Origin of the sequence: Microcoleus sp. B3-A4 (genome assembly GCF_036705385.1) — a bacterium.
Lineage (GTDB): Bacteria > Cyanobacteriota > Cyanobacteriia > Cyanobacteriales > Microcoleaceae > Microcoleus.
Genome location: NZ_JAUBUI010000002.1, coordinates 109,158 through 132,424 on the forward strand (window position 1 = coordinate 109,158; position 23,267 = coordinate 132,424).

Genomic DNA, 23,267 nt, shown 5'->3' on the forward strand with positions numbered 1-23,267 from the left:
AGGTATTGAATTAAGGATTTAATGGTTGAGCAGTTGGTGGGATTTACCTCTGGGGTAGATGTTGTTAGCTACATTAGCGCTTGACTGATTCCGCATTACTGCTGCTGGGAAGATGTTTTATTTTTGGGTTGAATTTTTGGGTTGAATTTTTTGATTGGGTTGTGACTCACTTGCTTTACACTTACTAATTTGCCAGGAGTCCAATATCTTTGGTGCGATCGCCAGTCCACTTTCCGAGTCTGGTACTGGCACAGGACACTTGTCAACCGGCCAACAACGATTTTGCAAAGGTTTCTGCCTACCTATCAGGCTTGTAGCTGTGCCAATTTAGTCAAGTGGACTACCGCAAACAGTGAATTATGAATTTACGCAGTCTCGATCGCCCAATCCGGAATATTCGTACATATCTAATGCGTGACTTACGCACCAAACGGCTAAAAACCCGGTTTCTGACACCCTGTGCGCCATTAGGGGTCAGTAAGGGCGCGGATCTATGATCTAAGCCACTTTACTAGGGCACTCACCCGCCCTCCCCATGCGATGTTGATTTGTACCTACCTATTTAGGCATAGAAAATAGGCGATCGACACTGACGGAGATATCAGGAGGCGGTAGGAGTTTTTGAGCGATGCAGGTCGATCGCACCCTGTTATCCAATTATTGAACAGGTCGAACTTAAAATCAATTCATAAATTCAGAATTTTAAATTCATAAAAGTCATAATTATAGACAACCTGCTTGATACTGCATAATTGTTACAGGAATTTTGAATAAAGTTTTAGCTAATTGAGAAAAACCGAACTTGAATTTAAGCGACTGCGGCAATTCTTGTACGGAAACTTCTACGAAACCAAAGCGAGTATAAAATGATGCGAGTCGCTTTCCCAAACATTCTAAATATAGCGGTTCTGTAGCTTGTTGAATTAAATATTTTGTGAGGTAGCTTCCCAAACCTCGATCGCGCCAATCTTTCGCCACCACCAAACTGCCCAATTCTTGCGCGCCCGCAAAGTTCCGCAACTGTCCGCAAGCTGCCAATTTTCCCTCGCATTCGATGACCCAGAATTGCTCCCAGCGCAACTGAGTTGGATCGAGTTTGGCGCTCCACACTAACTTTCTAATTGATTTGATATCTTGAACTGAGGCTGGGCGGATGGCGCATTCAGACGGCAACGAAAAAAAACTTTCATTCATTATGATTCCATAAAATGAGCTTTAGTAAATTTATTCTTATTTTCAGAGTCGAGTTCCAGATAGTGTATTTAAGTATAACTGTTGTCACTGGAAATTATACCAGCTAGCCGCTTCAAAATGCGAAAAACTTCGTAAAGTTCATTTCCGGGATTCGCAATATCGAAAAGTTTAGAGACGGCATACTGCGGTGTGTCTTGCTTGGTCATTTTGATAAATCGAAAGCTGCTACCATTTGTCAGAAGCCCAAATGTTACTGGTTCGGGGCTGGGGTCATTCAGCATATAAAATAGTAACTGAGGAAGCCCAGCTTCAACGGAATATTGAGAGCGTTTTGCTTCGATCGCAACTACCAAAAAAGATTTCAGCAATAGCAGGAGATCGATGCTACCCTTGACAATTGTATCTTCATCTTCAATAGTCAGTTCTACTGATTTTTCTGCCTCTATGTGAAAGGGAGTCAAGTAGAAATCTGCTAAAAATAGCATGGGAGCCAGTACCACCATTTTTACGGTATCTTCCAGCATTGCATACTTGACACTGTTGATATAACCTGCTTTTACGTTGTCGAGCGCTCGCTTTTTGTCATCGCTAATTTCCGGTAAATCGTCAATCCACTCCCGGAAGAATTGCTCGTCTTCACAAAGTTGAAAATTAAATTTTGTTTCGACATCTAGCAGGATCAGTGTTTTTTCTTGAATGCTTTGTGTCATAGTTTTATGTAGTTATTTATTAGTTGTAATTTATTGCAGCATATCAACTGTCGATCGCCTCCAACAAGACCTCCGCGCCAAACCTTACCGCATCGGTACAAGGCAATCCCGTTTCTGCTTGAACTTCAGCTATTGCTAACAGCGCATCTGCTTCATTTAAGTGATGAGTGTTGAGGGCGATCGCGCTCACTTTTCCCCCTGAAAAAGCACCCGCAGCAGCAGCTAACATTTCGTACAATCCGACCACTTTTGATAACTTAGGAATCGATACGTGCGGGTGATTGCGAATGCTAGTTTGTCCGGCTCTGTGGGCTAAAATTAAGTGGGTTGGCTGCGAACCCCGCAACAGCGGCAGAGTCGCCGTCGAACCCGGATGCAATAGCGAACCTTGCCCTTCTACGTGCAGAATATCGCATTCAGAACCCAATTTTATCACCATTTGTTCGACAGCACCAGCCGCGAAATCAACTCGCACTGCATCCAAAGGAATGCCTTCATTTCCGATCATTAAACCTGTTTGTCCGGTAGCCAAAAATTTAGAACGCAAACCCCGCTGCAAGCAAGTGCGATTGAGTTCCAAACTGGTTGACATTTTGCCAACGCTCATATCTGTGCCGACGGTTAACACGCGACGACAGCTTAATTTAGCGGCGGCGGCAGAGGCGATCGCACCGACAGATTTCGGTTCCTGACGCACGTCCCAAATCCATTGATTTTCGGTTAAAGGAACTGTTATCAAAGGTGCTAGTTTAGCGTGCAAACCGTTGACAACTGACAAACCTGCTGCTATCGCTTGATTAATTTCTGGCAGCCATTCCGGCGGCAAAACACCGCCGGAAGGAGCGATACCAATTAACATAATATCCGGCGCCCATTGCAGTGCTTCTGCAACGGAAGCAACTATCGGTACTTGTTGAGGAATACCCGTTAATTCAGGTAAAGATTGTCCTGCACATTGGCGGTCTATTACTGCTACAATTTGTGCTTCGCTGTAACGCAAAAATGCTAAGCCTGTTTTGCCGGAAGGGCCGAGAATTCCCTCATGCAGTAAGATAGCAACTTTGCCATTTTTGATCAGATAGTTTTTAGTCATTGGTTTACTGTAAGTAGAGGAAGCTTGAAAATACATCAGGCCTGGACGCAGTAAGTGAAACTTTAGCTTTCGCGAGCCGAAGGAAGGCAATCGCAAAGTTTATGATAGCTTGATCTTCTGTTACATGGTAAAGTTTATTTGCGCCGACCTACTTACTTCTATTCTCCAATCTCAATTTGCCGCACTCCCAATCCCGATCGCCCGTTTGGCAGCAAACACCCATTTTCGACGATCGCACCGGTGAAAGGATCGTCTAATAAATTTAAGTGACTGTCCAAATCCAAATAGTCAGCTAGCGGTGAAAGTTGTGCTGCTCCTGTATTTGCGATCGCGCTATCTGAATAGCAGCCGAACATTACTTGCAAGTTGCAGGCTTTTGCTGTGTGAATCATCCGCATTGCTTCGGTCAATCCCCCTGACTTCATCATTTTGATATTGATGCCGTGGACGCAGTGCGCTAACTTGGGTATATCGAAACTATTAAAGCAACTTTCATCAGCAAAAATTGGCAGCGGCGATTGACGGTGCAGTTCTGAGAATTCATCCATATCGGCGAGGGGTGAAAGCGGCTGTTCGACATAATTTATCTGGTATTTTTCCAGCCAGCGACACATCTCTGCTGCATCTTTCAAACTCCAACCGCCGTTAGCATCTACACTGATTTTAAGGTTAGCTGGTGCTTCGTCTATAACTGCTATTAACATAGCTTTGTCGGCTTCGATTCCTTCGGGATTTCCTAATTTAACCTTAACGGCGCGGTATTTGATACTTCCTGGATCTGTCACATCTTTGCCAAACCAATCGTGCACTCTTTCTCTTGCACCAGACGGGGAATTAATGCCGATTGTGACCGAGGTGGGGACGATGCGCGATCGATCTAATCCCCACATTTTCCACAGCGGCAAGCCTGCTTTTTTGCCCAGCCAGTCGTGCATTGCCATGTCTATGCCGGCGCGGGCGGCTGAGGGTAACTTGACCTCTGCTAATACTTGTTCGATTTTTTGGCGATCGAACGGAGTAAACTTTTCTAGCAGCGGTGCGACTTCCTGCAATGCGGCTAGCAGAATTTCGGTAGTTTGGGGCCGAGAACCTGTGGAAAACGGCGAAGCTTCTCCCCAGCCTTCGATGCCTTCGTGTTCTAGCTTCACCCATAAATTGGTACTTTGGGCTGTTGTACCGCGGCTGATGGTAAGGGCAAACCGCTTGCGGACAGTGAAAGTTTCAATTTGAACGTGCATTGTCAGTGATTGGTAATTTTTTCTAAATAAAAATCAGAGGTGGCGGATTGTGCCGCTCTTGCGATTTGTAACTTTTTACTTTATAGTTTGATTTTGCTTGTTCTAGTTTATCAAAAACTTGATGAAATTCCTTATTTCTGTTTCGCCGAAGAGAGTTGCCTTCTCTCTCAGCATTTGGGTGCTCTTCTTTGCTGTTGCTGGTTGCATCGTACAAGTTCTGCGCTACGGTTTTAACTATAAAGAACGCTGGATTAGTTTGTTTAACTTAGACCAAGAAATAAATTATCCTTCGTGGTACTCGTCATTTACTTTGCTGTTTTGCGCGATTTTGCTAGGTATTATTGCTAGTGCTAAGAAGAAGCAGGGCGATCGGTATTTTGGACACTGGAAAGCGCTGGCGTTGATGTTTGTATTTTTTTCTTTAGATGAAATATTGAGTTTGCACGAAATATTAATTATTAACGACTTGCGAAAGGCACTGAATTTAGGGGGAATTTTTTACTTCATTTGGGTAATTCCGGGGGCGATTTTTGTTGGGGTTACTGCGCTGGCTTATCTCAAGTTTCTCCGGCACCTACCCCGGAAAACAAGAAACTTTTTCTTACTAGCAGGCAGTATATATGTCGGTGGAGCACTTGGCATGGAAATGGTTACTGGCTATTATGCAGATGCGGTAACTAAACGAAACTTGATATACGGTTTGATGGTTTGTGTTGAGGAAATTTTGGAAATGGTAGGGGTGATCGTATTCATCTACGCCCTGCTGTCTTACATCGGTTCCCATCTTGAAACTATTGATTTGCGGTTGAAGGTATTGGATAATCCAGAGAGGTAAAACTGACGATTAACCAAGATTATTAACGAAATTGAAATCGCAGACTTTATGGCTATCTACTTCTACACCACTGGCAGCGAATACGGCTGTTTTTCTAATTTTTCCAGTCATGGATTCGAGTTATACGGAGAATATTGGCCAACTACCGAACATTATTTTCAAGCACAAAAGTTTCCCAAAACGGCCCATTGCAACCAAATTCGCCAAGCAAAAACGCCGAAAGATGCCGCAAAAATGGGGCGCGATCGCTCTCGTCCCCTCCGCAAAGATTGGGAACAAGTCAAAGATGATATCATGAGAAAAGCCGTACTCCGCAAATTTGAAACTCATGCCGAAATTAGAGAACTTTTACTAGCTACTGGCAAGGAGGAAATAGTCGAAAATTCCCCAAGTGATTACTATTGGGGTTGCGGTAAAGATGGCAGCGGCAAAAATATGTTGGGACAGATTTTAATGGAAGTAAGGGAGATATTGCGAAAAGGCACGTCAGAGTGAAAAATAATTTAAATTTTCCATCATAAAGCAGGACTTGTTTAATAGTAAGTCCTGCAAAGCTCTAAGCGAGCATTTTCCCAATTTTATTAAACACGCTGACTCAAAAATCCGCCTGACAAACTGTCGAATTTTGTGCCAATCTCCTCAGGCTGTTCTGGTAGAGGGTTTAGCCTCTCCGAGAAGACTGCAAAGCAGGGGAAACGGTAAAAACCCTGCACCACTTTTTGATTTCCACAACTACTGTCAACCCGAATTAACTTTTATCGTCGCAAGTACAGCATTTGTTCGCCAGTCGCTTCCCGGACACCGTTCTCCTTAGGTTGGCGATTCACAGGTCAAATAGCAAAACTCCTGTTCTGGTTAAAGTTTGTTTTTTATTGATGCTGTATCTTTCTATTGTCTACGATTTATGGAAAGTGTTAGCTATTGTACAGAATTCTTTACATTTGCGATTTATTCGGATACAATCGGGCCACTCTGTCGCAGTTGCTGTTGAATTCTGTTAAATTCTTTCTGTTCTGCGCTTAGCAAAGTATTGTCGATCGGCGATCGCATATCCCACTGCAATTCGGACAATAACCACAAACAGCCCGCCATAATTATTCCTGTGGTTAGATATTGCCAAGGTGCAACAAAAGTTAATAGAGGGATGCTAAATAAATGGGTTAGTCCAATCAGGAGAAAAGTGCGCGATCGCAAACCGAGTCCCGTCAACAAATAGCCGATCGCGCTCAACCCCAACCACAAATCGCAAAGGTGCAGCAAGAAACTTCCCCAACCGGCAAAAATACTGCAATCCGTCAGAACCAAACCAGTTATCATCAAAATCGCCCAAGAGTAAAGAATCCAGCTAACTCGCTCGACTCTTACCCAAAACAAAGTCAAAACGGTCATTGCCACAGTGCAAACTAAAGTCAAACTTGACCACAGAATCGCCTGAAAGCTCCAACTGATGGGGACAAACTGAGCCGTAAAAAAAATCCCCCCTGTCACCAAACCCCAAAGCAGAAAAGTTTGGTCGATGCGGGTATAAAATCCTGAGAAAAGAGTAATATTTCCAATTTGCCAGCGGAGTTGCAACAGGCCTTCGCGGTCTTGTACGTCGAGATGTTCCTGTTTGCAGCGGATTAGGGGTTCGGAGGCGTTGAAAAAGGTCATCCAGAGTTGGGAAAAGTATGAAGTTTTGTGTATTGTAACAAGTCTTAAGGAATATTTTTCAAATTTTTTCTTGTTTCCCCGCTCTGCCTGGGGACGCAGATTTGGAGGCTCTGCTTGCTGTTTTCCTCAGCAACCGAAGAGGCAGAAGGCTGCATTAAGCTTTGGACTAACGCAGCCTTGAGATTTGAGTTCAAGCAAGTCTCCAATTCTTATCTTTTGGAGAATAAATGAAGGCAACATTCACAAGAATTGAGCCATCTTTTTTGCCTGTAGAGTAAACTTGCCATGTACCTGTGGGAACCTGCCGCAGATACGGTTTATTTTTCTTTAGCCCATCATAGATTGAGCTTCTTGAGCGTTGTACTAATTCGGAGGCACGTTCAACTGTGCAGCCCATTTCCACCGAAACTGCGATCGGCTGGGTGAACAGATTGAGCTGTTCGCTGTTATAATTAGTCATGAGAAATCCTCGGTCTATATAGACCATAAACAACATGAGAGTGCTACTGGTTGCAGCCAGTCGCTCCCGAAAAAACGGATAAGCGATCGAAAGCGTCTCTAGTTACAGCTAGGGGCGCTTGTTTGCTTGTTAAGGGCAGTCTAACACTGCTTTAAAAAATATACAATAGAAATAACGTACATTTTAAAATATATGGTAAATTAAACGTACACACCTTAAAAACCTTGTATAACAAGCATTTCATGGAAAACGGAGCCACCATAATTTCTCGTTCCCAGTTACTATCTAGGGGGTTGACAGTATGAAAGGTACACTTGTCTCTCGCTTCACGCCCAGTCTGATGAAGCACGAAGATTTAGAGAAGATGTTGGTGCAGCGTCACGATTTGGCAAACGAGCTAGTCGAGTCAATCCGGTTGAGCATCCTCAAGCCGATCAAGCAGCATCACCTATTGATTGGGATGCGAGGTATTGGGAAGACGCACTTAGTCTCGCTAATGTATCACCGCGTTTCCAAAATGGAGGATTTGCGGGACAAAGTGCTGATTGCTTGGTTGCGGGAGGAAGAGTGGGGCGTCACGTCGTTTCTCGATTTGCTCCTGCGAATTTTGCGATCGCTCCAATCCGAATATCCGGCTGAATACAAGGCTGAATTGTTCGATCGGGTAGAATCGCTTTACGATGAATCGCCCGATAGCGCTCAACAGACAGCAGCAGAATTGCTGAAAGATTTTGCGGGCGATCGCACTCTCCTTTTACTTGTAGAAAATCTGGATGACTTGTTTGAAGGGTTGGGCGACAGCGGGCAGCAGCAATTCCGAGACTATTTAGAAATTTATCCTTTCTGTACGATTTTCGCGACATCTCAGCATTTATTCAAAGGAATAGACAATAAAAAAGCGCCATTCTACGACTTTTTCAATCTCCACTCTTTAGAAAAGCTAAATTTAGATGAAGTTGTCTGCTTGTTGAAAAATATCGCTAAATTAGAGGGGAACAAAGAACTAGAATTATTCATAGAAACACCAACCGGACGTTCTCGAATTGAAGCAATCCATCAATTGGCTGGCGGCAACCACCGAGTTTATATGATTTTTGCGGAATTTTTGACTCGCGACTCGCTCGATCAACTGGTGAAATCATTTTTGCAAACTCTGGATGAATTGACACCGTACTATCAGGCGCGGATGGCATGGCTTTCGCCACAGCAACGCAAGATAGTTGAATTTTTGTGCGATCGGCGCGGGGCTGTCATGGTTAAAGAGATTGCCCAACGCTGTTTTATAACGCATCAGACAGCATCCAGCCAACTTAAGCAACTGTCGGGAATGGGTTATGTAACGAGTGAGTCGAGTGGGCGCGAGTCGTATTATGAAATTAAAGAAGTGCTGATGCGCTTTTGCATGGATGTGAAGAAGTATCGGGGCGGGCCGATTAGTTTGATTGTGGATTTTTTGCGACTGTGGTACACTCCACAAGAGTTAAAACAGCGATTGGAGCGCTTGGGGGTAAGATTTACTGCACTCGGGAAAGAGCAACTTGATAATAGCTCTGAAAAAAGTCATTTGAAGTATCATATAAGTCTGGAAACACTACCGCCTAATGCTGTATTTGAGCGAGAATATCTACTGCGTGCGCTTCAGGCAAGGGAAACAGATGATTATGAAAACCTTCGCGTAGCAGCTTGCGTGCAGGAAATTGAAAATTGCAAGGAGAAGAAAGACTATGTTTCTACTTTGAATCTAGCAAATAAACTGGTAGTAATTCGCGGTCAGGCACAGGACTGGTTGGAAAAAGCAAATTGCTTGCACAATCTCGAACGTTATGATGAAGCATTAGAATCCTTCGATCGGGCGATCGAGCTAGAACCCAAAGATTGGCAAGCTTGGATGATGCAAGGCGGTATATTATACAAACTCGAACGCTACGAAGAAGCTTTAGCCTCATTCAACAAAACGATCGAAATTGAACCCAAGAGTGCGAGCCTTTGGTATGCTCGAAGTCATGTACTTAAGTGCCTTAAACGCTACGAAGAAGCCTTAGTATCTTACGACAAAATGATCGAGCTTGAATTCAATTATGCGAATGTTTGGCATTTTCGAGGCTCTGTACTCAACAATCTCGGACGCTATGAAGAAGCCTTAGCATCCTGCGACAAAGCGATCGAACTTGAGTCCAATCATGCGAGTCTTTGGTATGGTCGAGGCTATGTACTCAATAATCTTGAATATTATGAAGAAGCTTTAGCATCCTGCGACAAAGCGATCGACCTTGACCCCAATCATGCGAGTATTTGGCATCTTCGAGGCAATGTACTAGGCAACCTTAAACGCGACGAAGAAGCCTTAGTATCTTACGACAAAGCGATCGAGCTTGAGTCCGATGGTGCGAGCAGTTGGTATCTTCGGGGTCATGTACTCAGCAACCTTGAACGGTATGAAGAAGCCTTAGCATCTTTGGACAAAGCGATTGAGCTTGAACCCAATAATGCGTGGATTTGGAACAGTCGAGGCTATGTATTCAGCTACCTCGGACGCTTTGAAGAAGCTTTAGCATCTTACGACAAAGCGATCGAGTTTGAATCGAATTATGGAATTATTTGGCATATTCGAGGATATGTACTCAGCTACCTCGGACGCTATGAAGAAGCCTTAGTATCCTGCAATAAAGCGATCGAGCTTGATTACAATGATGCGTCGGTTTGGTATATTCGCGGTCATGTACTCAACTACCTTGGACGCTATGAAGAAGCCTTAGTATCTTACGAAAAAGCCCTCGATCTTGACCCCAATGATGCGTCGGCTTGGAACCATCGAGGGAGTGTACTCAACAACCTCGAACGCTATGAAGAAGCTTTAGCATCCTATGACAAAGCGCTCGAACTTGAACCCAATGATGCGTGGGTTTGGAGTAGTCAAGGTAGTGTACTTGACGACCTTGAACGTTACGATGAAGCTTTAGCAGCCTATGATAAAGCGATCGAGCTTGAACCCAATAATTGGCCGGCTTGGAGTAGTCGAGGCAGTGTACTTAACGACCTTGAACGTTACGGTGAAGCTTTAGCATCTTACGAAAAAGCGATCGAGCTTGAACCCCATTTTAACTGGGTTTGGGTTGACCGAGCCCTTGTACTGGGTAGGCTCGAACGCTATGAAGAAGCCTTAGCATCCTGCGACAAAGCGATCGAGCTTGAACCCCATCATGCGAGCATTTTGAATCTTCGGGGCAGTGTACTCAACAAACTTGAACGCTATGAAGAAGCCTTAGTATCCTGGGAGAAAGCGATCGAGCTTGAACCCAATAATGCGAGTTTTTGGCATCTTCGAGGCAATGTACTAGACAAACTTGAATGCTACGAAGAAGCTTTAGCATCTTACGACAAAGCGATCGATATTGACCATAATTATGGGTTGGCTTGGAATAGTCGAGGCTATGTACTTAACAACCTCGGACGCTATGAAGAAGCTTTAGCATCCTATGACAAAGCGATCGAGCTTGAACCTAATTATGAGTGGATTTGGAGCAGTCGAGGTATTGTACTCAAAAACCTCGAACGCTATGAAGAAGCCTTAGCATCCTACGACAAAGCGATCGAGTTTGATCCTAATTATGCGTTAGTTTGGGACAGTCGAGGCGATATACTCGACAACCTCGGACGTTATCAAGAAGCTTTAGCAGCCTACGACAAAGCGATCGAGCTTGACCTCAATTATGCGTTCGTTTGGAACAGTCGAGGTGATGTATTTAAAAAAATAAAACGTTACGATGAAGCTTTAGCATCCTATGATAAAGCGATCGAGCTTGAACCCAATAATTTGTCGGCTTGGGCTTTCCGAAGCGCTGTACTCAACAACCTTGAACGCTATGAAGAAGCCTTAGCATCCTATGACAAAACGATCGAGCTTGAACCTAATCATGCGAGCCTTTGGGAGCTGCGAGGCTATGTACTCAACAATCTTGAACGCGATGAAGAAGCCTTAGCATCCTGCGACCAAGCGATCGAGCTTGAACCCAATAATTTGTCAGCTTGGATTTTCCGAAGCGATGTACTCAACAGCCTCAAACGCTATGAAGAAGCCTTAGCATCTTGGGACAAAACGATCGAGCTCGAATCCGATCGTGCGAGCGTTTGGTATATTCGACGAGGCCATGTACTCAACAGCCTCAAACGCTACGAAGAAGCCTTAGCATCTTACGACAAAGCGATCGAACTGGAACCCAATTATAACTGGGCTTGGGTTAACCGATCTTTGGTACTCAGTATGATCGGACGCTATGAAGAAGCATTAGCATCCTGCGAAAAAGCGATCAACTTTGAACCCAATCATGCGAGCATTTGGGAGCTGCGAGGCGATCTACTCAACAACTTTGAACGCTATCAAGAAGCCTTAGCATCTTACGACAAAGCGATCGAACTTGAACCCAATAATTTGTCGGCTTGGAACAGCCGAGGTGGTGTACTTAACAACCTCGAATGCTATAAAGAAGCCTTAGCATCCTACGATAAAGCGATCGAGCTTGAACCGAATAATGCGATCATGTGGCATCTTCGAGGCTATGTACTAGGTAAGCTCGATCACTATGAAGAAGCCTTAGCATCCTGCGACAAAGCGATCGAGCTTGAACTCAATTATGCGCTGGTTTGGAACAATCGAGGAATTGTACTTAGCCACCTAAAACGTTATGAAGAAGCTTTAGCATCCTATGATAAAGCGAACCAGATTGACCCCAATGAGAAATTAGTTTGGGTTAACAGAGGTTGGTTGCTATTTTCTCTCAATCTCTATGAAGAAGCGTTAGCATCTTATCACAAAGCGATCGAAATCGATCCTAATTATATAGATGCTTGGTTTGACCGAGGCTGCGTTCTGGATCATCTCGAACGCTACAGTGAAGCATTAGCATATTATGACACAGCAATAAAACTTGGTTTTCAAGATTTATCTGTCTTCTTCAAACGTGCTATTTCCCTTCTAGAATTGAATCGTTGGGATGAAGGAATCACCGCATTAGATTATGCCTTTCAATGCCTTAACCTTGACCACAAAGCTGATGAAAATAACACAATATTAATTATCAGCAACCTATTCGCAAAGAAGAATCTAGGGACAGGTCAGAATCGTAACACCAGGGTAAACAAGTTTAAATTTATCTTCTTCAACCTCTTCGCAAACAAGAATGTAGCCGTCTGGAAACCTCGCATCACCAGCCTAATTGCAGTTTACGAAAAACATAAATATCTCTCAATCTTAGGACAGGGAATCGTGCGAAACATCCCCGCACTAATGTCAGAAATGGTCAGCGACAAAGCCGCCCGCACTTGGTTAGAGTTGTGGCAAGAACTAACCAGCAACTACGAACAATTCCAAATTCCCATCCGCCTGCTGAAAGCGGCTGTCCGCTATAAGGAAACAAAGGGCGACAGACGAGTTTTGCTAGAACTTCCCATAGAAGAACGCAATTTATTAGAACCATTGGTGTCAACAAAACCAGAATAAGTAAAACAGGACTTACGCCCTCCGACAAAGAAACCGGGTTTTTTACCTAATCTTCGAGTACGAAGGAAGTATTTTCCTAAAAAAACCCGGTTTCTGGGCCCCATGCGTAAGTCCTCTAAAATAGATATAAAATAGAAATTGATGCTACTAGCAATGGAGTCATCCCCATGACAACAACAATTCCCTCTCAAACTTTGCCAGAAATCATCTACCCAGACAGCGACGGAAAACCCATGTCTGACAATACCAAACAGTTCCAATTAATAGTAAAAATTCAAGGCGGAATAGATGCCTTATTCAAAGACAACGAAAATGTCTTTGTAGCAGGTGATTTGCTGTGGTATCCCGTCGAAGGAGATAACAAAACTCGCCAAGCACCTGATACTATGGTAGTCTTTGGCAGACCCAAAGGTGACAGAGGTTCCTACCAACAGTGGCTTGAAGATAATATCGCCCCGCAAGTTGTCTTTGAAATCCTCTCGCCGGGAAATCGAATCGGAGCACTGTTTAAGCTGTTTAATTTCTACCAGGATTATGGAGTCGAAGAATATTATGTCTACAGTCCAGAGGATAATGAATTAATTGGTTGGCTGCGTTCTGATGGAAAACTCAACTATATTGAATTAATGGATGGTTGGGTGAGTCCGCGTTTGCAGATCCGTTTTCAAACTGCATCGGGAGACTTGGAAATTTATCGGCCTGATGGACAGAAGTTTTTGTCTTATGTGGAGTTGTCAAGACAACAGGAATCAGCACAGCGACAAATGGAACTAACACAGCAACAAATGGAACAAGAACGGCAAGATAAAGAGTTAGCACAGCAAAAAGCCGATCGCCTATCCGAGAAATTGCGAGAAATGGGCATCAATCCCGACGAAATTTGAACAAAAAATACCGGGGGGTTAAAACCGGGTTATTTTCTTCCGTCCGCAGGGGCGGACATCGTTTGTATAGGCGCGATTTCAATCGCCGTCTTATCTTTGTTTTTATAGATGCGATTTCAATCGCCGTGATTTCTATTTTTTATTTTCAATCCTCCAACAACCTATAATAACTTGACATATCAACAATTCCCCATGCAAAATCCCCGCCAAATAGCTTTTCTCGCACTCCGCGAAGTCCACCGCCGCGGTGCATTCGCAGATGCCGCACTCGATCGCGCTTTCAGCAATTCTCAACTCAACGACCTCGATCGGCGTTTAGTCACAGAATTAGTTTACGGTAGCGTCAGGAGAATGCGATCGATCGACTTCATCATCGACAAACTAGCAACAAAGAAATCCTCCCAACAACCGCCAGAACTCCGCACCATCCTACATTTAGGCTTATATCAACTCGAATATCTCAACCAGATTCCCCCCTCCGCCGCCGTCAACACCACCGTTCAACTAGCAAAAGAAAACGGATTTTCAGGACTCAGCAGTTTTGTCAACGGTTTGTTGCGCCAATACATCCGTTTAACAGATAACAACTTAAACCCATTAACAGTTACGAATTATAAATCAACCGTCGAACGCCTAGGAATTCTGCACAGCTTCCCCGAATGGCTGGTAAAATTGTGGATCGAACAAATAGGCGAAACCGAAACCGAACAACTCTGTGAATGGTTCAACCAATCCCCCACAATTGACCTGAGAATCAATCCTTTAAAAAGCTCGATCGCCCAAATCGAAGCTGCCTTCAAATCCCACAACATTTCAACTAGCAGAATCCCCCACTTACCCCAAGCATTAAGGCTAAATGGCAGCACCGGCGCAATTCAAAACCTCCCCGGATACAGCGAAGGTTGGTGGACAATTCAAGACAGCAGCGCTCAATTAGTCACCCATTTACTAGCGCCCCAGCCAGGGGAAACCATTATCGACGCCTGCGCCGCGCCGGGGGGAAAAACCACCCACAGTGCCGAATTAATGCAGGATGAAGGCACAATTTATGCTTGCGACAAAACCGCCAGCAGACTCAAAAAACTTAAAGAAAATGCAGACAGACTCCAGATGAAATCCATTAAAATTCATACCGGAGACAGCCGCCATTTTCCAGAGTTTGTTAACCTCGCAGACAGAGTTTTACTAGACGCACCTTGTTCCGGCCTCGGAACCCTCCACCGCCGCGCCGACGCCCGCTGGCATCACACGCCCGAAAACATTCAACAACAATCTCAACTGCAATCGGAATTGCTAGCAAATGCAGCGACATTTGTCAAGTCCGGCGGCGTATTAGTTTATGCAACTTGCACGATTCATCCCTTGGAAAATGAAACAGTTATTCGATCGTTCTTAGACAGCAATCCTCACTGGCAAATCGAACCGCCAACCATTGATTTACCCGTACAGCCATCACCCGAAGGATGGGTGAAAGTGTGGCCGCACAGACATCACATGGACGGCTTTTTTATGGTGAGGCTAAAGCAATTGAAAAAAAACTAAAGTCCTTACTCCAAACCGATAGTTTAATAAGCCGGCTCTTGATAAGCTGGCTCTTCATAAGCCGGCTCTTGATAAGCAGGTTCTTGATAAGCAGGCTCTTCATAAGCAGGTTCTTGATAAGCAGGCTCTTGCGGTGGGTAATACTTCGGTTCAGGATTAGGATTGTAAGGCACGATCGCACCATCCTCATTCACAATCATCCCCCGAATAATCCTCTTAGGCTGCACCGGTTTGGCCTTAATACTGCCTTTGCGGCCCTCCAACTCCGGCAACTTCGGAAACTTCTCCACCGGCATTCCCTTAACAGCTTGACTCATAAAATCGCGCCAATTATACGCCGCCGTACCGCTAGTTCCCCAGGTGGGATAATTGTCATCATTCCCCAACCAAACGCCAGTCACCACCTGCGGAATGTAACCAATAAACCACAAATCCCGCACGTTTTCCGAAGTACCAGTTTTGCCTGCTACAGCGCGATCGTTTAAAGCAGCAGGCCCCCCCGTACCGTCTTGCACAACACCCTCCAACATCCAAGTAGTAATCGCAGCACTATCCTTATCCAAAACCCGCTTCGGTTTAAAATTAGCCTGATAAATCACATCTCCCCGCTGATTAATCACCCGCTTAATTCCGTGGGCTTCAATAAAATTCCCTTGCGCGGCTAAAGTACCGTAAGCATTGGTTAACTCCAGCAAATTCACCTCCGAAGAACCCAAAGCTAGGGAATAAATCGGACTCAATTTCGACTTAATTCCCATATCGTTGGCTACTTTGATCGCCGGTTCAAAGCCCACATCCATCAACACCTTCACAGCTACGACATTCACCGAACGCGTCAAAGCATCAGAGATCGATCGCCAACCGCTAAATTTTTTGCCATAATTATTCGGTTGATAGCCGTCGATAATAATTGGTTCGTCTTCGTAACCGTCATAGGGAGAAAAACCAGCCGCCATCGCCGCGGCATAAACCAACCCTTTAAACGTCGATCCGGGCTGCCGCAAAGCCTGCGTAGCACGATTAAACTGACTTTCCTTAAAACTTCCCCCGCCCACCAGGGCCTTAACTTCCCCAGTCTTAGTGTCCATAGAAACTAAAGCGGCCTGTTCAAAACCCTGACGGCTGCCATCAACTTCGATCGCATTTTTAACAACCTGTTCCGCTATTTTCTGCCACTTCAAATCCACCGTCGTCTCAACAGTCAAACCGCCAGCTTCCAAAGCATCCTGAGAAACATAGCGCGGCAATTCCTTCCGAATGTAACTAGCAAAATAAGGCGCGACTACTTTAAATCGCTTCGGCGCACTTGGTTTAACAGCAATAGGTTGCGCCATCGCCTCCTTGGCCTCAGCCTCTGTAATTACCTTCGCTTCCTGCATTTGTTGCAGCACAAGATTGCGGCGTTTCTTAGCAATATCCGGATTAACCAAAGGCGAATATTCGCTCGGTGCCGGCGGCAAACCCGCCAAAGTTGCCATCTCTGCCAAAGTTAATTTATCGACTGTTTTGCTAAAGAAAACCCAAGCCGCATCTGCCACCCCGTAAGCATCCGAACCCAAATAAACCAGATTTAAATACCGTTCTAAAACTTGGTCTTTACTCAACTCTCGCTCTATTTTCTGAGCTAAAAGAGCTTCCCGGACTTTCCGCCTAATACTTCTTTCCTGATTGAGAAAAACAACGCGAGCCAATTGTTGCGTAATTGTACTGCCACCCTGCACTAAATCTCTTTCTATCAAATTAGAAACAATGGAGCGCACAATACCTTGATAATCCACCCCGCGATGTTTGTAAAAACGGCGGTCTTCTATGGCAATAAAAGCTTTAACCAACAATTCGGGAATTTCTTTAAGTTTCAGTTTATCTCTGGTTGCAGGCCCCGACTGCAACAAAATCGTATTATCTGCTGCCTTAATTGTCAGCGTTCCGTCGCGGTTAAAGGCTGACAAATCGTTAACATCCGGCAAACCTTTGTCTAAGGTGTACAAAATCCATAAACCGTAGATTAAAGCGCCCCCGCCTATACTGGCAACACCTAAACTTATCCAAAATCTAGGGCGGCGGGAGCTCCGTTTTTTAGTATTTTCCTGCGGTGCGCTATTTTCCTGCGGTGTGCTAATTTCCTGCGGTGTGCTAATTTCCTGTAGTTCCGTATGTCTCTGCAGTTCGGTGTTCTGCGATTCCCTATTTTCCCGCAATTCGCTACTATCGGATTTTTGGGGTGATTTAGTTCCCCGCAAACTTAATCCCGGCTGCAGCAATTCTTTTCCCTTGGTTTGCAAGCTAGTAACTTGAGGTTCAATTTCCAACCAAGCGATTAAGCGCTTCAACCCTTCCCAATCGCGCTTGACTATTGGATATCGAGCGTATTCTGGCTCTAAATATTGTGAATCTAAATATTCTGACTCTAAATATTCTGACTCTTCTAGAGGTGCAGCATCTTCTGATACCACATACTCCCCTCGCTCATCCCTTGTCCGTGTAGAAAATTCCGCCTCCGATTCCGGCGAGTTGAGCTTATTACCCTTCGCAGCTTTCGGCGGTTCTCGATCGGAATTACCGCTTATTGCGTTAGTGACTTTGCTCAATGTATCTTTGATATTTGAGAAAAATTCTGCCACGTTCAGACCTTCAAACCTCATCAAGTCCGATTAAAAATTAAAAATTAAAAAAGCTAGCCTTTTTAAATTCTTAATTTTTAATTCGACATTTTTTCTTGAATAACACGCTGCCTTGAATTAGATTTTTTGAATTAAAAACTTTTTAATTCACAACTCAAAATTCAAAACTTTTCTTAACGCTGCAGAGCTTGGTATTTTTTTTTGAGAAGTGAATTAGATTTTTTGAATTCAAAATTTTTTAACTCAAACCTCAAAACTCTGCTTAACTCGCATGACCCAGTGCCAAGGCTGCTACCAGCATACCCAAAACCAGGAAAGGCTGAGCACTTGCCTGATATTTAACATCATTTTCCAGGGGATTACGCAAAAAGTACATATCCTGAAAAGTAATTTGGGGAATTATCAGCAGCAGCAGAATGACAGCGTAAAGGTTTTGGTGGATGCTGATCAGGTAGCCTGCAATCCCAGCTTGAAAGATGTCGATCATTAACACGCAAATCCAAGCTGCTGTGCTGATGCCAAACATCACTGGCAAAGATTTTAACCCTAATTGCCGATCGCCTTCGACACTTTTGAAATCATTGACGATCGCGATTCCCAGCCCTGCCAAACTGTAAAACAGGGTCAAAATCATAATGGTGGGATCTAGTGTACCAAACAAAGCTTGACCAGCCCACCAAGGCAGGGCAATGTAACTAGCACCCAGGGCATAATTTCCCAACCAGCCATTCTGCTTGAGTTTCAGCGGGGGCGCAGAGTAGATATAAGCTAGAAACGCGCCGCCGAGAGTCAAAACAGTCATTATCGGGAATTCATGACCCGCCCACAAGTCTAGAGCATAAGCCACCCCAATCCCAGCGGCTAATAATACCAAAATTTGCGTTACTACTTGGGGAATCGAGATGATACCGGAGGGAATTGGACGGTAGGGCTCGTTAATGGCGTCGATGTCGCGATCGTAAAAATCGTTCAAAGTTTGAGTGTACCCGGCCAGCAACGGCCCTGACATCAACATACAAGCTGCTGCGATCAAGAAATTCTCTAGGTTCCAAACATAGTTTCCAGAAGACGCAGCCCCGCAAACCACGCCCCAAATTAAGGGAATCCAGGTAATCGGTTTCATCAATTGCAAGCGAATCTTCCAGATAGAAGTTTCCCCGCTAGCGGCCCCTTTCATGCCCAACAGTTGCCTAGTTTTGGCGCTGCGGTTTTCGGTAGCAGCACTTTCCGGTGCAGCTTCTGGGGAGATTTGGGATGGAGGAGAGTCAGACATAATTTGATGTTAGCGGTACTGCTACTATTGTGTCGTTTTGCATTTCAATAATAATTCAGATAGCTTACCACTGATATTTAAGGTAGATTCTTGAAAACTTACCCTGGCTTGGAGTTGATGCTAGGGAAAAGTAGGAGTTTCACAATATACTGAAATATCATTTTTTTGTGTAAATGTCAAGAGGATAAATACTTTTTTTATAATTTCGCTGAGTCCGCCTTCTGGGGGAGATTTTTGCCAGCCCGTGCATTTAATGTCAATTACCGGGAGGCGATCGACCTTTTTTGCCATACTACCCTTGAATCATCTCATCTGGCAGAAAATCTGGCAAAAATTCAGAATCTAGAACCTCGACCGAAGTGTAGATACATAAATAATTGCGGAAAGGTCTCTACAGGCAATCCAGTTTCAGCAGTTGCTTGTTCTGCTGCATCCGCATAGCATTCAGTCAATACCTCTTCAAGATATGGTTTGAGACTGGGGGAATCTTTGATAGCTTTGCGAATGCGTCTGCGATGTTCGGCAATGCTGCCTTTCCAACTACCGCTTCTTTGATATGGTTGAAATTGCCACTTGAGCAAGTGCAGGATAATTATTACCAGATTACTTTCTAAACTCCGGCGTTCACTTCGCCCCATGTCTTCTATTTCTGCAATTAGATTTTCCCAGTCGATGTCTGAATAGTCGCGAACCCGCAACTTTTCCACAGTGGTTTCAATCCATCTCAGGTAATCTGTATCATACACTTCTTCTCGGTCAACTTCTAATTTTTATGTCATAAGCTGTTCGTGCTAACAACTGCAAATTAACAAATATGGCGATAGGAATCAAAAGGCAGTCCCGTCCGCCGCTTGACTTCGACAACTGATTTGTAAGCGCCTTTTCTCTGCCTTTCTCTAACTATTTTTTCCGCCACAGTCCGATCTAAACCGCTGGCGATCAACTCTTCCGGCGAAAGAATGTTTAACCGTTTCCAAGTAAACTGCAATTCTTTTTGATAATTGTAGCTGAAGCAAATCATCGGGGCGATGCGTCTGACGTGGCTTTCGGGAACTCCGGCTATTTCTGATAACTCTTCGGCGTGGGTAAAAATGTAGCCTTCGTTTTGCAACGATTCAATATCGTTGGCGTAGACGATCGGCAAACCCAAGATTCTGACCATATCGTCTTTGGTACACTCGTTAATATCTATTTTGCCGCGCACGTTTGCTAGTTCTTCGGCATTCGTCGCAGTTGCAGGAACCAGTATGCCTCTGGGTGCGGTTTTGATCAGATAGCGCTTTTTCAAACTAAAAGCAGTAACAATTTGAGCAATCCAGACGATCGTACCCAAATTAGTTGAAGAAGATACCGCTAGTGCTGCTAAAGTAATTGCAACACCCCATCCCATCCAACTGCGAATATTTGACTTTTGGCCTGCATAGGCGATCGCCAATCCGCCGAAGTAGGGAATAAAAGAATACCACACCCAGTTTGGAGTTTGACGCAGCCAGTATAAATCTTGAGACACTTTAATTTTATCCTTAAATAGCTGTGATCTCACACTTACTTATTTCACTCCCACTTTTTTAATAGTGGGCTTTCTTCTTCCTTCTTCCTTCTTCCTTCTTTTTTCTGCGTTCTTATTTACAATTCTCGCAACAGTTTTTGGCGTTTTTCTTCATATTCTTCGGCGGTAATTGCGCCCATATCGTAAAGTTTTTTTAATTCGCCGATCGCCCCAGTAACATCTTTTGCCGCTCTGAGGGCATACCCAGACGGCAACATTCCGCCATTGTACTGTACCTGAAAAGCTTGTTCCGACATCAGTAGCAGGCCAATAAAATCGAAAAATGCGATCACTGACGGAATTAATGTCCAAGAAAATAGCAAGTATAATACCCCTGCTAAGTTATTGCCCAAATAAAATTTGTGAACTCCGAAACCTCCTACAAAGAAAGCTAACACAACTGCTACGCTTTTATCTTTTACCATTTTTACTTTCCCCTGTTTTTTTATTTTTACTTCCGCGATCTACTTTTAATGCGCGACCTTGGACGATCGAGCTAAGTAATCTTACTAATTTTTACTCATTTATTTGGGTTTTTACGAAACTTAGACATCACAAAATACAGCAGAACTATACCGACTTGAGCCTGTAGAATCACCAAGTAGCCTCTCAAAAAATAATTTAGTTCGCTGCCTGAATTGAAAGAAAATATTAACAGACCTAAGGCTCCGTAGGGTGCGAAACGCATCCAACTCGGCGTTCCCTCTAACTTGCGGCTGTTCAAATTGCTCATGGGTTTAAGCCTCATCCTAAATTAAAATTTAGCTATAAATTAGCCGGATTGTCAACTTCCGTTTGGTGCGATCGCCCGGGTCAGTTTCTCAATCATCAGCCGACAAGATACTACTTCCATGTTAAACCCTATTTTTCCGCTAAAGTAAGGGGCCCGGGCGGGCAGATCTGGATCTGTTGCTGATATTACAGATTAGGGTGAACCCGCCCCTATAGGAATTCCGGTTATTTTACCGGGCTAGATATAAGGGGCGGACCGAACACCCTAGTGCTGTTTTTGGCAAGAGTCGATCGCCCTGACGATCGCTCTCAAAAAAACTCGGTTAATTCACAATTATTAACAACCGCCGGAATTAACTTGCGCCGCCGCCCAAAAGAAACAGACTCAGGAGAGTACCGCTGTTCCAAAGACTGTGGAGAAGCATAGGAGCAAGGAGATTGCGCGATCGCGTATACACAAACCCCAAAACCGCACCCAAAGTCGCCAAAGGCAGAATCTCCGAGACACTCAAGTGAGCCACCGCAAACAAGAAAGCAGAAGCTGCGATCGCCCCCCAAACAGGCAAATAGCGAGTCAGGGAAGGCAGCAGAAAGCCTCGAAACACGATTTCCTCAAAAAGCGGAGCGGCGATCGCAGCAGTACCGAAAAACACCACCAAAGCCACGTTGTCCCTACCTTCAAGAACGATCGGCAAAATCGGATTGCTGCCACCTTGTCCCTGCCAAAATTGCTGATTGATCAGCGACACCAAAACTACCAAAGGCAAAGCAACAAAATAGCCGCCAAATCCCCACAAAAACCAACTTCCCCGCCAATTAATCCGAAACCAACCTTCCGGCAAAGGCAAAAAAGACTTGACCGAAAAATACAGTACCGAAAGCCCCCCACCCGACAGCAACAAATAAGTAGCAAAGATATAAAAAGCCTTGTTGCGCGGGTCAAAAGTAGCTGGATTGAGTTTTAAAACAGCCAGAGAAACTGGCAGTAACAAATAGGGAATCAAGATTTGCCCGACAAAGAAAAAGCCGACCACAAGCACCTGCCAAACAATCTCGCCGTCCCAAGGCACATCCCAAGTCAAGCTCGCATTTCGCGCCAACACCGGGCCGGAACCTGGTGTATCTAACTGCTTCCGCTGCAACAACCACTGCACGCTCAAACCAACCAGCAAAACCGTGCCAATACAAAGTGCGATCGCCGGGACGCCAACTATAATTGCCAACTTTTCTACAGCTTGCTCAGCCGTTACTTGCTCTGCTGCTTGTAGCGCCGCCAGATCTTTAGAACGTTCTTGCAGCTTGTAAAGTTGAGCTAGAGCGCGATAGCGAAACCAGCCATCCAAAGACTTTTGAATGCGCGACTCGGCATCCGGCAGCAGTTGAGCCGGATTGCTCCAAATTCCAGTTAAAACTTGAGCAGTTACCACCGAAGAGTCGTAATCTATTTGAGTTTTGTAGCGCTCAACTAAATTTGTCCAAGTTTGGAGAGCCGCCTCAGTTTTGCCACTGCTTGCCTGCAAAATTCCCAAGCGCAAGTCAAGTTCGTTTAGCAGCACTGACTGTTGATCGATAGACTCTGACAAAGCCTTGTTTTGAGCCAAATTCAGAGTATTATCATCAGACTTGGAGGCGATGGCAGACTCAATTACTTTAAATTGTGATTGAGTTGTTTCGAGAGTTTTGCGAGTCGAGTCTCGCGCTTCTTGATATTGTGTCAAAGCCGTATTTAAAGGATCTGCACCGACAATATTGGTGCGCGCCGAACTTAAATTAGCACTCTGATTATTTTCTCCTTGCCACTCCGAGGCGTGCAGCAGCAAATTTGTCTGGTAGAGTTCCAGCCGGCTTTGAATTTGCGGCTGATTCCAACTAGCAAGTAAAGATAAACCGACCATGGCGATCGCGATCGCCGTTAAAATACCTAAAATAACCCGCTTCAGTGTCATTCCTGCTTTTCCGTCCTGCGCGAATCCGTGGCTAAATCTT

General features: G+C 44.6%; 19 protein-coding genes. 5 read left to right on the forward strand and 14 right to left on the reverse strand.

Annotated features, from left to right (window positions below; all coding sequences use genetic code 11):
* Nucleotides 1-723: 723 nt before the first annotated feature.
* The 4 genes from QUB33_RS01985 to QUB33_RS02000 all read right to left on the reverse strand — a co-directional run bounded on the left by QUB33_RS01985 (nt 724) and on the right by QUB33_RS02000 (nt 4,235).
* The gene (locus tag QUB33_RS01985) at nt 724-1,194 is read right to left on the reverse strand and encodes a GNAT family N-acetyltransferase (protein ID WP_333346524.1); all 471 of its coding nucleotides are present in this window, start codon (nt 1,192-1,194) and stop codon (nt 724-726) included.
* Nucleotides 1,195-1,262: 68 nt separating this feature from the next.
* Nucleotides 1,263-1,904 carry a restriction endonuclease subunit R gene (locus tag QUB33_RS01990; protein WP_333346527.1) on the reverse strand — a complete coding sequence of 214 codons (642 nt, stop codon included), beginning with the start codon at nt 1,902-1,904 and terminating at the stop codon, nt 1,263-1,265.
* 43 nt (nt 1,905-1,947) lie between these two features.
* Entirely contained in the window at nt 1,948-2,997 is a 1,050-nt protein-coding gene (locus tag QUB33_RS01995; RefSeq protein ID WP_333346529.1) for a DUF1611 domain-containing protein, read from the reverse strand.
* A 158-nt stretch (nt 2,998-3,155) separates the two neighbouring features.
* A complete protein-coding gene (locus QUB33_RS02000; RefSeq protein ID WP_333346533.1) occupies nt 3,156-4,235 on the reverse strand; it encodes a dipeptide epimerase in 1,080 nt (359 codons plus the stop codon).
* Between the two features lie 121 nt (nt 4,236-4,356).
* On the opposite strand from QUB33_RS02000, the gene QUB33_RS02005 reads away from it, so the two are divergent.
* Entirely contained in the window at nt 4,357-5,070 is a 714-nt protein-coding gene (locus QUB33_RS02005) for a hypothetical protein (protein WP_333346536.1), read from the forward strand.
* A 48-nt stretch (nt 5,071-5,118) separates the two neighbouring features.
* Complete coding sequence (locus tag QUB33_RS02010; RefSeq protein WP_333346538.1) at nt 5,119-5,565, forward strand: NADAR family protein; 447 nt, start codon at nt 5,119-5,121, stop codon at nt 5,563-5,565.
* A gap of 453 nt (nt 5,566-6,018) precedes the next feature.
* On the opposite strand, the gene QUB33_RS02015 is transcribed toward QUB33_RS02010, so the two are convergent.
* On the reverse strand, nt 6,019-6,723 hold the full coding sequence (locus QUB33_RS02015; RefSeq protein ID WP_333346541.1) for a hypothetical protein: 705 nt from the start codon (nt 6,721-6,723) through the stop codon (nt 6,019-6,021).
* Nucleotides 6,724-6,913: 190 nt separating this feature from the next.
* Nucleotides 6,914-7,183 carry a hypothetical protein gene (locus QUB33_RS02020; RefSeq protein ID WP_333346544.1) on the reverse strand — a complete coding sequence of 90 codons (270 nt, stop codon included), beginning with the start codon at nt 7,181-7,183 and terminating at the stop codon, nt 6,914-6,916.
* Nucleotides 7,184-7,484: 301 nt separating this feature from the next.
* Between QUB33_RS02020 and QUB33_RS02025 the strand changes: the two genes are divergently transcribed.
* The 3 genes from QUB33_RS02025 (at nt 7,485) to QUB33_RS02035 (ending at nt 15,106) form a co-directional block, all read left to right on the forward strand.
* The gene (locus tag QUB33_RS02025; RefSeq protein ID WP_333346547.1) at nt 7,485-12,680 is read left to right on the forward strand and encodes a tetratricopeptide repeat protein; all 5,196 of its coding nucleotides are present in this window, start codon (nt 7,485-7,487) and stop codon (nt 12,678-12,680) included.
* A 167-nt stretch (nt 12,681-12,847) separates the two neighbouring features.
* A complete protein-coding gene (locus QUB33_RS02030) occupies nt 12,848-13,564 on the forward strand; it encodes a Uma2 family endonuclease (protein WP_333346550.1) in 717 nt (238 codons plus the stop codon).
* A gap of 192 nt (nt 13,565-13,756) precedes the next feature.
* On the forward strand, nt 13,757-15,106 hold the full coding sequence (locus QUB33_RS02035; RefSeq protein ID WP_333346552.1) for a 16S rRNA (cytosine(967)-C(5))-methyltransferase: 1,350 nt from the start codon (nt 13,757-13,759) through the stop codon (nt 15,104-15,106).
* A 23-nt stretch (nt 15,107-15,129) separates the two neighbouring features.
* On the opposite strand, the gene QUB33_RS02040 is transcribed toward QUB33_RS02035, so the two are convergent.
* The 8 genes from QUB33_RS02040 to QUB33_RS02075 form a co-directional block, all read right to left on the reverse strand.
* Nucleotides 15,130-17,748, reverse strand: coding sequence for a PBP1A family penicillin-binding protein (locus tag QUB33_RS02040; RefSeq protein ID WP_333346717.1), 2,619 nt, complete (start codon nt 17,746-17,748; stop codon nt 15,130-15,132).
* A gap of 241 nt (nt 17,749-17,989) precedes the next feature.
* Nucleotides 17,990-19,000 carry a chlorophyll synthase ChlG gene (gene chlG / locus QUB33_RS02045; RefSeq protein ID WP_006633316.1) on the reverse strand — a complete coding sequence of 337 codons (1,011 nt, stop codon included), beginning with the start codon at nt 18,998-19,000 and terminating at the stop codon, nt 17,990-17,992.
* Between the two features lie 120 nt (nt 19,001-19,120).
* Entirely contained in the window at nt 19,121-19,291 is a 171-nt protein-coding gene (locus tag QUB33_RS02050) for a hypothetical protein (RefSeq protein ID WP_333346556.1), read from the reverse strand.
* A 44-nt stretch (nt 19,292-19,335) separates the two neighbouring features.
* Nucleotides 19,336-19,746, reverse strand: a complete 411-nt coding sequence (locus QUB33_RS02055) for a DUF29 domain-containing protein (RefSeq protein WP_445299497.1) — start codon at nt 19,744-19,746, stop codon at nt 19,336-19,338.
* Between the two features lie 59 nt (nt 19,747-19,805).
* Nucleotides 19,806-20,510, reverse strand: a complete 705-nt coding sequence (locus QUB33_RS02060) for a helix-hairpin-helix domain-containing protein (RefSeq protein WP_190738345.1) — start codon at nt 20,508-20,510, stop codon at nt 19,806-19,808.
* 116 nt (nt 20,511-20,626) lie between these two features.
* Complete coding sequence (locus QUB33_RS02065; RefSeq protein ID WP_333346560.1) at nt 20,627-20,974, reverse strand: NINE protein; 348 nt, start codon at nt 20,972-20,974, stop codon at nt 20,627-20,629.
* Nucleotides 20,975-21,069: 95 nt separating this feature from the next.
* Nucleotides 21,070-21,282, reverse strand: coding sequence for a hypothetical protein (locus QUB33_RS02070; protein ID WP_333346563.1), 213 nt, complete (start codon nt 21,280-21,282; stop codon nt 21,070-21,072).
* Between the two features lie 352 nt (nt 21,283-21,634).
* Complete coding sequence (locus QUB33_RS02075; RefSeq protein ID WP_333346567.1) at nt 21,635-23,227, reverse strand: type II CAAX endopeptidase family protein; 1,593 nt, start codon at nt 23,225-23,227, stop codon at nt 21,635-21,637.
* Between the last annotated feature and the right edge of the window lie 40 nt (nt 23,228-23,267).

Coding starts and splice junctions, on each gene's coding strand:
- QUB33_RS02010 (WP_333346538.1), top strand. CDS start 5,119: ATGGCTATCTACTTCTACACCACTGGCAGCGAATACGGCTGTTTTTCT.
- QUB33_RS02040 (WP_333346717.1), bottom strand. CDS start 17,748: ATGAGGTTTGAAGGTCTGAACGTGGCAGAATTTTTCTCAAATATCAAA.
- QUB33_RS02070 (WP_333346563.1), bottom strand. CDS start 21,282: ATGAGCAATTTGAACAGCCGCAAGTTAGAGGGAACGCCGAGTTGGATG.
- QUB33_RS02050 (WP_333346556.1), bottom strand. CDS start 19,291: ATGGCAAAAAAGGTCGATCGCCTCCCGGTAATTGACATTAAATGCACG.
- QUB33_RS02025 (WP_333346547.1), top strand. CDS start 7,485: ATGAAAGGTACACTTGTCTCTCGCTTCACGCCCAGTCTGATGAAGCAC.
- QUB33_RS01985 (WP_333346524.1), bottom strand. CDS start 1,194: ATGAATGAAAGTTTTTTTTCGTTGCCGTCTGAATGCGCCATCCGCCCA.
- QUB33_RS01990 (WP_333346527.1), bottom strand. CDS start 1,904: ATGACACAAAGCATTCAAGAAAAAACACTGATCCTGCTAGATGTCGAA.
- QUB33_RS02035 (WP_333346552.1), top strand. CDS start 13,757: ATGCAAAATCCCCGCCAAATAGCTTTTCTCGCACTCCGCGAAGTCCAC.
- QUB33_RS02000 (WP_333346533.1), bottom strand. CDS start 4,235: ATGCACGTTCAAATTGAAACTTTCACTGTCCGCAAGCGGTTTGCCCTT.
- QUB33_RS02015 (WP_333346541.1), bottom strand. CDS start 6,723: ATGACCTTTTTCAACGCCTCCGAACCCCTAATCCGCTGCAAACAGGAA.
- QUB33_RS02020 (WP_333346544.1), bottom strand. CDS start 7,183: ATGACTAATTATAACAGCGAACAGCTCAATCTGTTCACCCAGCCGATC.
- QUB33_RS02075 (WP_333346567.1), bottom strand. CDS start 23,227: ATGACACTGAAGCGGGTTATTTTAGGTATTTTAACGGCGATCGCGATC.
- QUB33_RS02030 (WP_333346550.1), top strand. CDS start 12,848: ATGACAACAACAATTCCCTCTCAAACTTTGCCAGAAATCATCTACCCA.
- QUB33_RS01995 (WP_333346529.1), bottom strand. CDS start 2,997: ATGACTAAAAACTATCTGATCAAAAATGGCAAAGTTGCTATCTTACTG.
- QUB33_RS02005 (WP_333346536.1), top strand. CDS start 4,357: ATGAAATTCCTTATTTCTGTTTCGCCGAAGAGAGTTGCCTTCTCTCTC.
- chlG (WP_006633316.1), bottom strand. CDS start 19,000: ATGTCTGACTCTCCTCCATCCCAAATCTCCCCAGAAGCTGCACCGGAA.
- QUB33_RS02065 (WP_333346560.1), bottom strand. CDS start 20,974: ATGGTAAAAGATAAAAGCGTAGCAGTTGTGTTAGCTTTCTTTGTAGGA.